At 61.0% G+C, this 12804-nt stretch carries 9 protein-coding genes, 1 tRNA gene and 1 pseudogene; 4 read left to right on the top strand and 7 right to left on the bottom strand.

Annotated features, from left to right (window positions below):
* Positions 1-584: 584 nt before the first annotated feature.
* The 3 genes and pseudogenes from secD to ACN9MX_RS18140 all read left to right on the top strand — a co-directional run.
* Complete coding sequence (gene secD / locus ACN9MX_RS18150) at positions 585-2186, top strand: protein translocase subunit SecD (RefSeq protein ID WP_426387726.1); 1602 nt, start codon at positions 585-587, stop codon at positions 2184-2186.
* A gap of 15 nt (positions 2187-2201) precedes the next feature.
* Positions 2202-3188 carry a protein translocase subunit SecF gene (gene secF / locus ACN9MX_RS18145; RefSeq protein ID WP_426387725.1) on the top strand — a complete coding sequence of 329 codons (987 nt, stop codon included), beginning with the start codon at positions 2202-2204 and terminating at the stop codon, positions 3186-3188.
* 371 nt (positions 3189-3559) lie between these two features.
* Positions 3560-3987, top strand: a pseudogene (locus tag ACN9MX_RS18140) (conjugal transfer protein TraG N-terminal domain-containing protein); the annotation flags it as partial.
* A gap of 146 nt (positions 3988-4133) precedes the next feature.
* Here the strand turns inward: ACN9MX_RS18140 and ACN9MX_RS18135 are convergent.
* From ACN9MX_RS18135 to ACN9MX_RS18125, 3 genes are all read right to left on the bottom strand, one after another.
* Positions 4134-4406: an RNA polymerase sigma factor gene (locus ACN9MX_RS18135; RefSeq protein WP_426387730.1), complete on the bottom strand. Its 273-nt coding sequence runs from the start codon at positions 4404-4406 to the stop codon at positions 4134-4136.
* Between the two features lie 631 nt (positions 4407-5037).
* Positions 5038-5361, bottom strand: coding sequence for a helix-turn-helix domain-containing protein (locus ACN9MX_RS18130; protein WP_426387724.1), 324 nt, complete (start codon positions 5359-5361; stop codon positions 5038-5040).
* 1289 nt (positions 5362-6650) lie between these two features.
* Positions 6651-6726, bottom strand: a tRNA-Ala gene (locus tag ACN9MX_RS18125).
* 227 nt (positions 6727-6953) lie between these two features.
* On the opposite strand from ACN9MX_RS18125, the gene ACN9MX_RS18120 reads away from it, so the two are divergent.
* Entirely contained in the window at positions 6954-7901 is a 948-nt protein-coding gene (locus ACN9MX_RS18120) for a DUF2171 domain-containing protein (protein WP_363830176.1), read from the top strand.
* A 48-nt stretch (positions 7902-7949) separates the two neighbouring features.
* On the opposite strand, the gene ACN9MX_RS18115 is transcribed toward ACN9MX_RS18120, so the two are convergent.
* The 4 genes from ACN9MX_RS18115 to ACN9MX_RS18100 are packed head-to-tail and all read right to left on the bottom strand — an operon-like array spanning position 7950 to position 12791.
* Complete coding sequence (locus ACN9MX_RS18115; protein ID WP_363830173.1) at positions 7950-8786, bottom strand: HpcH/HpaI aldolase/citrate lyase family protein; 837 nt, start codon at positions 8784-8786, stop codon at positions 7950-7952.
* Positions 8783-9235, bottom strand: a complete 453-nt coding sequence (locus ACN9MX_RS18110; protein ID WP_363737156.1) for a MaoC family dehydratase — start codon at positions 9233-9235, stop codon at positions 8783-8785. The genes ACN9MX_RS18115 and ACN9MX_RS18110 overlap by 4 nt, the downstream gene beginning before the upstream one ends.
* Positions 9235-11193, bottom strand: a complete 1959-nt coding sequence (locus ACN9MX_RS18105; protein ID WP_363830171.1) for an acetyl/propionyl/methylcrotonyl-CoA carboxylase subunit alpha — start codon at positions 11191-11193, stop codon at positions 9235-9237. Before ACN9MX_RS18105 ends, ACN9MX_RS18110 begins: the two co-directional genes overlap by 1 nt.
* Complete coding sequence (locus ACN9MX_RS18100; RefSeq protein ID WP_363830168.1) at positions 11190-12791, bottom strand: carboxyl transferase domain-containing protein; 1602 nt, start codon at positions 12789-12791, stop codon at positions 11190-11192. The genes ACN9MX_RS18105 and ACN9MX_RS18100 overlap by 4 nt, the downstream gene beginning before the upstream one ends.
* Positions 12792-12804 lie beyond the last annotated feature (13 nt).

The following is a 12804-nucleotide window of genomic DNA, read 5'->3' as shown; positions in this document are numbered from 1 at the left end:
GCTTGTAGCTCCTCAGTCAGCTTACGATAGGGTTTGCTAGGTCCGCGATGCGCCCTTCAGGATTTTAACCATCCTTGTGTTCATCCCTTGGCGTGGCGCTCATCTAAATAAAGTGGAGTTCCTTAAGAGCTGGAGCCAACATGCCCACCGGCGCGACTCAATTCATTCATTTGCCAGGAAATACCTTGACCCAATCCACAAACGAATACAATGCCTTAAGAGCCACGGCCTTGACTAAGATTCATGTCGCCGGGCACCACGCCAAGGCCGAATTCAATTCGCGCTACGCCGCCTCAATACGCAGGCCACCACACAGTGCACCGTATCTCGAGCCACATTGACCGCCGCCTCCGGCGTTATACCATGCGATCAAAGACCGATATGCAACAGCCTTGCGCCTTATATTAAAGCCATGGTAGCGCCCTTCCGCCGATGATAAGAAATTTGTCAAATCACAGCGGGTTAGGGCAAGGAAGATGAGTATGCGAAATCACTGGATTAGATCAATATTCCATAGTTTCAAATAACCTTTCGGCCTTTTCGACGTCTGGCATGGAACTAATCGGACAAGTCTGGGAACAAAAATGCTGAACTTCTCGCGCTGGATAGTCGTCGCGATCCTGTTACCACTCTTTATTGGAATAGCCTGCGCCGTGCCGAGCTTCCTGCCTGACCGGGTGGTCGAGCAGTTGCCCAAATTCATGCAGACCCGCGTCAATCTGGGCCTCGACCTGTCGGGCGGCAGCCATTTGCTGCTCGAAGCATCGACGCAGGATGTGGCCAAGCAGCGGCTCGCCAATATGGAGGAGCAGGTCCGCACGGAACTGCGCCGGGGCGACACGAAGATCGCGATCGGCGACATTTCCAGCCGCGACGGGAAGCTCAGCTTCATGGTCCGCAACCCGTCGGAGGTTGACGCCGCCGTGGAGCGTATCCGGCCGCTGACGCAGGGTGCGGGCCTCACCGGCCAGCGCGATTTCAATGTCGAGGTGGTGAACAGCTCCACCATCGTCATCACGCCGACCCAGGCGGGCATCGACAATGCGGTCAAGGGCGCGATGGAAGTTGCGACCGAAGTCATCCGCAAACGCATCGACGAGATGGGCACGCGCGAACCGACCATCCAGCAGCAGGGCGACAACCGCATCGTCGTGCAGGTGCCGGGCCTCCAGAATCCCAAGGCGCTGAAGGATCTGCTCGGCCAGACCGCGAAGCTGGAATTCAAGCTGGTCGACGTCAACGCCAACCCGGCCGAAGTCGCGCAGGGCCGCGCCCCGGTGGGCAGCGAAGTGCTGCCCTATCCGACCAATCCGGCCGGGCCGCCGATGATCGCCGTCTACCGGCAGGTCATGGTGTCGGGCGAAGACCTGACCGACGCGCAGCAGGGCTATAACCAGCAGGGCAACGAGCCGATCGTCAACATCCGCTTCAATGGTGCGGGCGGGCGCAAATTCGGCCAGGTGACGTCGCAGAACGTCAACCGTCCCTTCGCCATCATCCTGGACGGCAAGGTGCTGTCGGCGCCGAACATCAATGAACCGATCCTGGGCGGCAGCGCGCAGATCAGCGGCAGCTTCACGGTGGAAAGCGCGAACCAGCTCGCGATCGCGCTGCGGTCGGGCAAGCTGCCCGTCGCGCTGACCGTGGTGGAGGAGCGCACGGTCGGTCCGCAATTGGGCGCCGACTCGATCAAGGCCGGCCTTACCGCCTCGATCATCGCGGTCGTCGCCGTCGCGGCCTTCATGTTCCTGAGCTACGGCCGCTTCGGCATGTACGCCAATTTGGCCGTCGCCATCAACGTGCTGGTGATCCTGGGCGTGATGGGTATTCTCGGCGCGACGCTGACGCTGCCGGGCATCGCCGGCTTCGTGCTGACCATCGGTACGGCGGTCGACGCCAACGTGCTGATCTACGAACGCATCCGCGAGGAACGCCGTCGGGGCCGCAATGTGGTCCAGTCGATCGAACATGGCTATAAGGAAGCCAGCCGCACCATTTTCGAAGCGAACGTGACCCACGCCATCGCCGGCGGCATCATGCTCGCTCTGGGGTCGGGTCCGGTCAAGGGCTTCGCGATCGTGCTGCTGATCGGCATCGCGACCAGCGTGTTCACCGCCGTCACCTTCACGCGCCTGCTGGTGTCGCGTTGGGTTCGCGCCAAGCGCCCGACCGAAATCCACATCTGACGGGCGGAGAGAAACATGAAACTGCTTAAGCTCGTCCCGGACAACACCAATATCGGCTTTGTGAAGCTGCGCCACTGGGCCTTTGCCCTGACGGCGCTGCTGACCGTGGTGGCGGTCGGCGCGACCTTCTACAAGGGCCTCAATCTCGGCGTCGATTTCGTCGGCGGACTGATGATCGAGGCGAAGTTCGAAACGCCGCCGCAAACCGACAAGGTGCGCGGCGTGATCGACCGGCTGGGCGTGGGCGACGGTTCGCTCCAGCAGTTCGGCGATCCCAGGACAGTGCAGATCCGCCTGCCGCTGCCGGAACAGGGCGGCGCGGGCGCGGCCAACGCCATCGTCGAAAAGGCGCGCAAGGCGATGACGGCGGAATTCCCCGGCGTCACCTTCTCCCGCTACGACACGGTGTCGGGCAAGGTTTCGGGCGAGCTGATCCAGAACGGCGTGCTGGCGGTGATGCTGGCGGTGATCGGCATCGCGATCTTCTCCTGGTTCCGTTACGAATGGCAGTTCGGCGTCTCCACCTTCGTCGCGATCATGCACGACGTGCTGATGACGCTGGGCTTCTTCGCCATCACCCAGTTGGAATTCGACCTCAACATCGTCGCCGCCGTGCTGACGATCGTGGGCTACTCCATCAATGACAAGATGGTGATCGACGACCGCATCCGCGAAAATATGCGGAAATACCGCAAGATGGACATGAAGTCGCTGATTGACCTGTCGGTCAACGAAACACTGCCGCGTACTGTCATGACCTCGGTCACCGTGCTGCTGGCGCTGGGCGCGCTGCTGCTGCTGGGCGGCCATGTGCTGCGCGGCTTCACTGCGGCCATGATGCTGGGCATCATCGTCGGCACCTATTCCTCGGTCTATGTCTCCTCCTCACTGCTGATCAGCCTGGGCCTGTCGCCCGCGACGGCCGAGAAGAAGGCGAGCAAAACCAACATCTCCGCCCAAGCGGAGCGTATGAGGCTTCCAGAAGATAGAACCTCTCATTAACGTAAAGAGATTTAACACGAATTTCGGACGTGTGCTCTTTGCGCATCAACATGATGCCTCTCAGCACCCATAGCCTATGTTCGCAACGGCAATACTAGACCAAGGAGCCATTCTGCGCCCTCCACTCGAAATTGATCATTAGCATAATAGATCAGCGTTCAGGTCAACCCAAGCAAAACACGATGAACTCATTACAAGCGTTGGCCTTTGTGGACGAGTTATACCGAAGCCGAAACAAATTCAGGCCGCTGGACGGAATGAACTAAATGAAACCGGTCTGAAATGGGGCCAAGATCAATTCATAAAATAGTGTATTTCAGTTCTTATGCCGCCCGCGACCCAAGGATTTAACAGAGCCAATGAGAGATACGCGCCAGCTCGGCGCGCTCACCCCGGCCCTGAATGGTCGCGACCTCTCCGACCCGCAGGTGGCGCGAGCCGTTCAGTCCAATGCGGCCACGACCGCGATCCATCAATTTGCTGAGAAACCCCGCTGCGTGACCTTGGCACGATCTGTTTCGGCAAGGGTGAAACAGGCGAGAAGACGTTCGCGGCCTTCTCACAGAACCTCATCCAGTGGCGGGCCTTCGGCGACACCCGCGCCTACGGCATGTTGATGGACGGCGCGACCCGGCATTTCGAGCGGGCGGGATATTCCGATCAGGACGCGCATTTAAAGGCATCGGGCGTGATCGGGGAAGCGCAGGCCGAGCCGACTTTTGGCAAGCTCATTGCCAATGCCTTTGACCAACAGCAGATGCTCGCCAACAATCTCACCGCCGCGCAGGTTCAGGTCGGCGGTGACTGCTCGAAAATATAGCGACTGGGGCTATGATGTGCCTGCCGCTCTCATTCAGATCAATTAGGCTAGATAGCAGCCAAAGCTGTACTTATCGCACCGGCACTTCCAAATCCGACCGTCGCGATACAAGCGACGACCAAAACCTACTTTTGACCTCGACCAAGCACAGCGCGCAGATGCTCCTCCGATCGCGCCAGTTCCTTTTGAACAGTCCTCCGATGCAGGCCGAATTCGCTGGCGATAGCTGCAAGCTCCTTTTCATCACGCCACCGCGCTATGAAAATGGCACGACGCTGATCGGGGAGTGTATAGAGTTCATCGAGAACAAAATTTAGTTCGTTTATTCCCGCCACGACCCTTTCCGCATCGGGGGCAGTGTCAGCAAGGTTTTCGATAAAGGCAGGCTCTAGCGGCATATTTCGCTTGTCGCGACGGACGATATTCAGTCCCAGATTGACCGCCATTCGGTACAAATAGGCCCGTGGACTATCAATGTTGCTCCTCAGCGACTCAGTACGGATCCGCTCGTACAGGTCGTGAAGCGCATCGGAGGCAAAATCGATCGAACCAAACTTCTTGGTGAGTTGGCGCAGAAGCTGAGCGTAATCTTTCAATAGGAAGTGTAGCAAATCGACGCGCGGGGCCACCCCCTCCTGCTCAAGCCGCGGAGGTGCCGTTGGTGAGGCCTCTGCATTGACGCGGCCACTGTCAGAAAGCTCGGTTGCCCGCTCACGCTTCATACGGCGCGAATATCTTCACTTGGAGCGGCAGAATGCACTCCAGAGGAAACATCATCGTCTGCCCATGATCTCCTATCGGGTGCAATAGCAACTGTCGCATTTTGAGGAATGTGCCAACAAACCTACGCCTCACAAACTCGCTGATCCCAAAAAATTCAGTTTCTTTTGAATACCTTTTATAGGCCGGGGCCCAGGGTCAGCGCAAGCCCGGCGACAATCAACGGGACGCCCCTCCTCTGACCGCAGAACGGAAAGTTGACACCTGCGGGAAAAGCTGCGTCCATCTCGTTCGAGGCAAGTGACGCCATCATCTCGGTATTTCCCCCGTTGGCGAATGTTTGATCCGCCATAGCCGCGGTGTCATTCCAACCTTGCGGGAGAAGGTGTTCGTGAAATGAGCTTGATCTGTGAAGCCACAGTCCAGAGCGATTCGGGAGATCGGAATGGAGGGGGTCTTGAGAAGATCTTTCGCTTGTGCGACTCGCTGCTCCAAGAGCCACGCATAAGGAGAAATTCCGACAGAGTTTGCGAACGCATGTCCAAAATAGCTGACCGAAATTCGACATTGCGACGCAATATCGGAAACTGTGACAGCGGATGCCAGCCGCTGGCGCATCAGGTTTTTAGCCAAGTTCTCCTGCCAGGGAGCGAGCAGCCCTCGGCGCCGAGGACCGTGGACCGTTGTGCAGGACGTCGCTTCTCTACAGACCGCCCCTTCACGCATCACTCCACTTTCACCAGAGACAAGTTCACCACTCGCGCTCATGTACGTTCCGCCATAAGGGCGCCCCCTAATTATGCAGAGGCAGTTCCACAAGGCGCCGCGGGAATTGGCGCACTACCTCACAGACGGCCACCCCAGCACCAGGGCCTCACGGCAAACCATATGCCCCCCGCTGAGGAAACAGCCCTTTCATTCCCAAAAAGGTTGACACCTGGCGCCGAGGCAATGCGCCCCTCCACCCCAAAAAATATTTTAGCGGGTCAGCGACTCACTGGTCGCAGCACGTCTGTTGAAGCCCAGCTGATTGTGACTCCCCGATTCGCACCCCCTAACCGTCAATTTCGTCCGAGCGTGGCACGCGAAGGAGGCTTGCTGCCCCAGCGGCCGAGGCAAGACTGATCAAGAATTTCTCCCAGGCGGCAAAGCCGCTCGCACGCAGTTCCAGTTCTTAATTTTTGTCGTCGACGCCTCCGCCGCCCTTCCGCTTATGATTGAGCATCAGTTCGGAGATATCGCGATCGATGCCGATGCCCGCGCAAGGGGGCAGAAGGTCCGCCGAAGGTCGTGGAAATGCCATGTGGGAATCTCGCGACCGCGAGCTTCTTCATCCGGTCGAGGAGCGGCGGAACTGCCAAACCTTGCTGACGATGACACAAAGGCCAACCGTCAGCAGGTCAGGATGCTTGCCCTCCGACAGGACGTATATCGTTGAAGGGTTGAAATTAGGGGCTTTTCCCATCGTAACCTCGACACCGCGAGGCGATATAAATCGATGACACAAATAATGACACAACAGGTGTCCAAACCAGCCTCAGAATGACATATTCTGTCTCGGTCAGTAAACAGACCACTTGTGGGATTCGTGCCAGCTTCATCACCTCAAACCGGCGGAAAATCGCCAAAAAAGCGTCGTTTGAGATGAGTGAAGGAATGGTAGAGAGGAGGGACTTGAACTCCCGACGCGCGGATTATGATTTCGATGCTCTTACCAATAATGCAGCAAGGCTGCGTCAACTCGGCTCGCTTCCACGATCGACGCGCAGCTCCAAGCGCATTGGAGCATGGCGAAAATGTGCGCGTCCCACCGCTTGCTATCGAGCGGGAGCTCGCCGCACCTGCGCAGAAAAAAACGAATTAGGCCTCAACTTAGGCCCGCCCCAAAAAGGGGAAAATTATCCAATGAAATCAAAGGGAAATGGTGGAGCCGAGGGGGATCGAACCCCTGACCTCGTCATTGCGAACGACGCGCTCTCCCAGCTGAGCTACGGCCCCGTAAAGGAGCGCTGCCTATAAGCGAGCGATTGCGGCCATGCAACGGTCTTTTTGCGCAAAATTGGGGCGGCTGCGAACGGCCTGCCCAGGTCACGCTCAATAGCTATGCCGGGGCAAAGGCGGGACATTACTCCTGCGTAACGCCCGGAACGATGCGGCTTCATGCTCATTGGTGCGGTGACGGCGGCCGAATGGGCGTCGTGCAAAAGCAGACAAGGAGACGGACAATGGGTTACCAAGGCGGACGTCGCTATGGTGACGGCGATCGTAACTGGACGGACTGGGACCGCGATTCCGACCGTTACCGCGCGCGGCGCGACTGGCGGGACGATCGCGGCTATCAATATGGCACGCGCGGCCAGTTCGGCGGAACGGGTTCCGGATATGGCGGGCCGCGCGACCGGCGCCTGCCCGACGATTATGATCCGGAAGAACGCGGCTTCTTCGACCGTGCGGGAGACGAAATCCGCAGCTGGTTCGGTGACGAGGATGCGGAACGCCGTCGCGAATATGACGATTATTACAACCGCCCCTATGGCGATCCGCGCGACCAGAGCAGCCGGATCGGCTATGCCTCGGCCTCCAACACGAGCCGCTATCTGCCCAATCGCGGTTATGCGCCCTATACCGGCGAACGCAGCGGCTTTGGCAGCGAGGATCATGGCTATCGGGTGCGCTCCTTCGGTGTGAACCATGATTATGGCGAGCATCACGACGCCAATTACCATGCCTGGCGCCAGCAGCGGATCGACGAGCTGGACCGCGATTATGCCGAATATCAGCGCGAGAACCGCGAACGGTTCAACAATGAGTTCGGCACCTGGCGCACCCGCCGCGGCGAACAGCGCGAGGCCGTGCAGCAGGTGCGCGAGCATATGGAAGTTGTCGGCAGCGATGGCGAGCATGTCGGCACGGTCGACAAGCTGCGCGGCGACCGCATCGTCCTGACCAAGAGTGACCAGGAATCCGGCGGCGTCCATCATTCGATCCCGTCATCCTGGATCAGGTCGGTCGATGCGCAGAAAGTGACGCTGGAAAAGACGGCGGAACAGGCACAGACCGCCTGGCGGACGGAGCGCGAGCAGCAGGCGATGTTCGGGTCGCAGGGCGATGACGCCAATGAACGATATAGCGGCGTTGGCGGCACGAGCTTCGAAAAAGGTCGCTACCGATAAAGGTCAGAAAAAATGAAGGAGGGTCCGGCCGCACCGCCGGACCCTTTCTCATTCTCCCGCGGCCAGCACCCGCTGCGCCTGGATGAGGTGGGGCCGGTCGATCATCCTGCCGTCCAGCTTCAGCACCCCTGCCCCCGGATTGGCGGCAAAGGCATCGATGACGGCCCTTGCCCGCGCGATCTCCGCCTCGCTGGGGGTGAAGCCTTGGTTGATCGCCGCGATCTGCACCGGATGGATCGCCATCATGCCTGTAAAGCCGTCACGCCGCGCGCGCCCGATATAGGCCTTGAGATCGTCCATCGCCTCAATACGGGGAAAGATCGTGTCGATGGCGGGAACACCGGCCGCATGGGCGGCGAACAGCGTCAGGCTGCGCACCATTTCAAAGGGCGCGGTGTAGCGGCCATCCTCCTCCCGAGAGGTCGAGGCGCCGATCGACGCAGGCAGATCCTCCGCCCCCCAGCTCAGCCCCGCCAGCCTGTCGCTCACCTGCCGGAATGTGCCCATTTCGAAAATGGCGGCGGCAGTCTCCGTCGCGATGGGCAGGACCGGCGGCAGGTCGGCGCCCCCCGCCCGCGCGATCAGCGCCCGGATGCTGTCCGCGCCCTCCGCCTTGGGCAGCATGATACCGTCCGGCGATGCCGGCAGCACGGCGTCCAGGTCGTCGCGGCTGTCATCACCATCCAGCGGGTTTATCCGCACGAACGCCAGGCAGTCGCGCGGCGACGCCAGCCACTCGGCCATGGCCGCCCGTCCATAAGCCTTGCGTTCCGGCGCGACCGAATCCTCAAGGTCCAGGATGATCGCATCCGCGCCGCTGGCCGCCGCCTTCGCAAAGCGTTCGGGACGGTCGGCGGGCACGAACAGCAGCGAACGGAGCTTCATGCCGGCCTCTTCTTCAGCAGCGCCATGCGCAGGCATTGGCAGACGATTTCATCCCGCTGGTTATGGAGGCGATGGGTGAAGGTCACGATGCCCGCTTCGGGGCGGGAGCGGCTTTCCTTGAGTTCGGTCACCTCGCTGTCCGCTCTCAAGGTATCGCCGATGAAGACGGGCTTGGGCATGACCAGCCTGTCATAGCCAAGATTGGCGACCAGCGTGCCCAGCGTGGTGTCACCCACGGACAGCCCCACCATCAGCGCGAAGGTGAAGGTGCCGTTGACCAGGATCTGGCCGAATTCGGACGCCCTGGCCGCTTCGGCATCGAGATGCAACGGTTGGGGATTATGGGTCATGGTCGAGAAAAGCAGATTGTCGGTCTCCGTGACGGTGCGCCGGATTTCATGGGTTATCCGATCGCCAACAGTCCATTCGTCATAATAGCGGCCTGCCATTAGCTTTCCTCCCGCTCCACCAGCACCAGCAACGTGCCTTCGCTCACCTGCCCGCCTTCGCTGGCGGCCAGCTCCGCCACCACGCCGTCGAAGGGCGCGACAAGGCTGTGCTCCATCTTCATCGCCTCCAGCGTCACCAGCTTCTGACCCTTGGCGACCCGCTCGCCTTTGGCCACGGCGACGGCGATGATGCGACCCGGCATGGGGGCAAGGATCGCGCCGTCGGATGCGGCGCCTCCAATCACGCCCTCGGTCCGGGAGGGCATGAATCGCCATGTCTTGCCTTGGAAGGTGACGAATATTGCATCGCCATCGTCTTGGATCAGCGGATAGCTGCGCTGGTCATAACCGATCCGGCTATCCCATCGTCCCCTATATTGGGCCATCTGATCGGAAAACCGAACTTCGGCCTGAGGGCTTGCGTTGAGACGCAGTCCTTTGCGACCAGAAGTCTGTGGTGAGAACCGTTCCACAAAGCGTTCGGCAATCAGGTCGAGCATCCATTGAGGCGGATCAACCTCATAAGCCGTGTCATCCATATGCCTTTCAATGAAGCCGGTATCGATCTTGCCGCGTCTAAAGTCAGGCATGACGACCAGCGATCCCAGAAAGGACGCATTAGTCTTCACTGGCCATATCCGGCTGTCCCAACACATTTTGTTAAGGCCGACAAGAGCCTCCTGGCGCGTTTCCGCATGGCAGATGAGCTTGGCGATCATCGGATCGTACCAAGGGGAAATTTCGTCACCCTGCGATACGCCCGTTTCGATCCGCAGGCGCACGTCATAGTCGGTCGACAGTTCCGCAGTTCCCCGCTCATCCCTCCATTGCGTTTGTCTCATGGCGTGTGGGATGGTGAAGCTCTCCAGCTGTCCCGTGCTTGGCAGGAAGCCTTTTGCAGGGTCTTCGGCATAGAGCCGCGCCTCTATGGCGTGACCGTCGATCGACAATTCCTCCTGCCTTTTCGGCAACGGTTCGCCGCTTGCCACGCGCAATTGCCATTCGACCAGATCGACGCCGGTGATCTCCTCCGTCACCGGGTGCTCGACCTGCAAACGCGTGTTCATCTCCATGAACCAGATGCGGTCGGCGCGCAGGCCCCCGCCCTCCCCGGCGCTGGCGTCGGCGATGAACTCGATCGTGCCCGCGCCGACATAGTCCACCGCCTGCGCGGCGCGCACCGCCGCGCCGCAAATCGCCTGGCGGGTTGCCTCGTCCATGCCGGGCGCGGGCGCTTCCTCGATCACCTTCTGGTGGCGGCGCTGGAGCGAACAGTCGCGCTCGAACAGATGGACAATATTGCCATGGCTGTCGCCGAACACCTGCACCTCGATATGGCGCGGCGAGAGGATATATTTCTCGATCAGCACCTGGTCGTTGCCGAAGCTGGAGGCCGCCTCCCGCTGGCAGGAGAGCAGCGCGTCGGCGAAATCCTCCGGCGCGTCCACCCGCCGCATCCCCTTGCCACCGCCGCCTGCCACCGCCTTGATGAGGACGGGGTAGCCGATTGTATCGGCCTCGGCCTTCAGGCGTTCGGGGCTCTGGTCCTCGCCCAGATAGCCGGGGGTGACGGGCACGCCTGCTTCGGCCATCAGCTTCTTTGCGGCGTCCTTCAGGCCCATGGCCGTGATGCTGTCGGGATTGGGGCCGACCCAGATGAGCCCGGCGTCGATCACGGCCTGCGCAAAGGCGGCGTTTTCCGACAGGAAGCCGTAGCCGGGATGGATGGCCTGTGCTCCCGTGGCCTGCGCGGCGGCGATGATGCGGTCGCCGATGAGATAGGACTCGCGGGCCGGGGATGGACCGATATGCACGGCCTCGTCGGCTTCGCGGACGTGGAGAGCCTTCGCGTCTGCATCCGAATAGACCGCGACGGTGCGGATGCCGAGGCGCCGGGCGGTGCGGATGATGCGGCAGGCGATCTCGCCGCGATTGGCTATGAGCAGGGACTGGATCACATGCGGAACACCCCGAAGCGGGGCGCCTTCTCGACGGGTGCGTTGAGCGTGGCGGCAAAGGCGAGGCCAAGCACGTCGCGGGTCTGGGCGGGGTCGATCACGCCATCGTCCCACAGCCGCGCCGTCGCGTGATAGGGATTGCCCTCATCCTCATATTTCTGGCGGATCGGCCCCCTGAAGGCTTCGGCTTCCTCCGGCGTCCATTTCGCGGCGTCGCGGTGGACAGTCGCCAGCACGCTCGCCGCCTGCTCCCCGCCCATCACGGAGATGCGGCTGTTAGGCCAGGTGAAGAGAAAGCGCGGGCTGTAGGCCCGGCCGCACATGCCGTAATTGCCCGCGCCGAAGCTGCCGCCGATCAGCACGGTGATCTTGGGCACGCTGGCGGTCGCGACCGCCGTCACCAGCTTCGCGCCATGTTTGGCGATCCCCTCCGCTTCATATTTGCCGCCGACCATGAAGCCGGAGATATTCTGGAGGAAAAGCAGCGGAATGCGCCGCTGGCAGGCGAGTTCGATGAAATGCGCGCCCTTTTGCGCGCTTTCGCTGAACAGCACGCCGTTATTGGCGAGGATCGCCACCGGCATGCCCCAGATATGGGCGAAACCGCAGACCAGCGTCGCGCCGTAGAGCGATTTGAACTCGTGAAATTCGCTGCCGTCGACGATGCGGGCGATCACCTCCCGCACGTCATAGGGCGCACGGACATCCTGGGGGACAATGCCGTAAAGTTCCTCCGGATCCTGTTTCGGCGGCCTGGCTTCGCGCAGGTTCAGGTCGATCCGCGGCGCCGGTTGCAGGGTCGACACGATGTCCCGCACGATGGTCAGCGCATGCTCGTCATTCTCCGCGACATGATCGACCACGCCTGAGCGGCGGCCGTGCACGTCCGCGCCGCCCAGATCCTCGGCGCTGATGACCTCTCCCGTCGCCGCCTGAACCAGGGGCGGACCGGCGAGGAAGATCGTGCCCTGATTGCGCACGATCACCGTCTCGTCCGACATGGCGGGCACATAGGCGCCCCCCGCCGTGCAGCTTCCCATGACGCAGGCGATCTGGGGGATGCCCCGTGCCGACATTTGCGCCTGATTGTAGAAGATGCGGCCAAAATGCTCCCGGTCGGGGAAGACGTCAGCCTGGTTGGGCAGGTTTGCGCCGCCGCTGTCGACGAGGTAGATGCATGGCAGCCGGTTCTCCATCGCGATTTCCTGCGCGCGGAGATGCTTCTTCACGGTCAGCGGATAATAGGTGCCGCCCTTCACCGTGGCGTCGTTGCAGACGATCATCACCTGTCGCCCCGACACTCGGCCGATGCCCACGATCAGCCCGGCGCCGGGCACTTCGCCATGATACATGCCGTTGGCGGCGAGCTGTCCGATCTCCAGAAACGGGCTGCCCGGATCGAGCAGCCGTTCCACCCGATCGCGGGGAAGCAACTTGCCGCGCGCCACATGCCTAGCCCGTGCGGCCTCGCTTCCACCAAGCGCCGCCTGTGCGACCTTGACGCACAGTTCATCGCGAAGCGCGCGGTTATGCGCCGCATTGTCGCGGAAGGAATCGCTCTCCGTCGAAAGCTTCGTATCAAGGGTCGGCGCGCTCATCCCCTTGCGCTCC

Origin of the sequence: Sphingobium sp. R-21, assembly GCF_049913335.1 — a bacterium.
In the GTDB taxonomy this organism is placed as follows: Bacteria; Pseudomonadota; Alphaproteobacteria; order Sphingomonadales; family Sphingomonadaceae; genus Sphingobium.
Note: the sequence above shows the minus strand (reverse complement) of the source record. Positions and strands in the feature narration are given on the sequence as shown.

What these genes read in the sequence shown, in the direction of transcription:
- secD (WP_426387726.1), top strand. Translation starts at nt 585, where the DNA reads ATGCTGAACTTCTCGCGCTGGATAGTCGTCGCGATCCTGTTACCACTC.
- secF (WP_426387725.1), top strand. Translation starts at nt 2,202, where the DNA reads ATGAAACTGCTTAAGCTCGTCCCGGACAACACCAATATCGGCTTTGTG.
- ACN9MX_RS18135 (WP_426387730.1), bottom strand. Translation starts at nt 4,406, where the DNA reads ATGCCGCTAGAGCCTGCCTTTATCGAAAACCTTGCTGACACTGCCCCC.
- ACN9MX_RS18120 (WP_363830176.1), top strand. Translation starts at nt 6,954, where the DNA reads ATGGGTTACCAAGGCGGACGTCGCTATGGTGACGGCGATCGTAACTGG.
- ACN9MX_RS18115 (WP_363830173.1), bottom strand. Translation starts at nt 8,786, where the DNA reads ATGAAGCTCCGTTCGCTGCTGTTCGTGCCCGCCGACCGTCCCGAACGC.
- ACN9MX_RS18110 (WP_363737156.1), bottom strand. Translation starts at nt 9,235, where the DNA reads ATGGCAGGCCGCTATTATGACGAATGGACTGTTGGCGATCGGATAACC.
- ACN9MX_RS18100 (WP_363830168.1), bottom strand. Translation starts at nt 12,791, where the DNA reads ATGAGCGCGCCGACCCTTGATACGAAGCTTTCGACGGAGAGCGATTCC.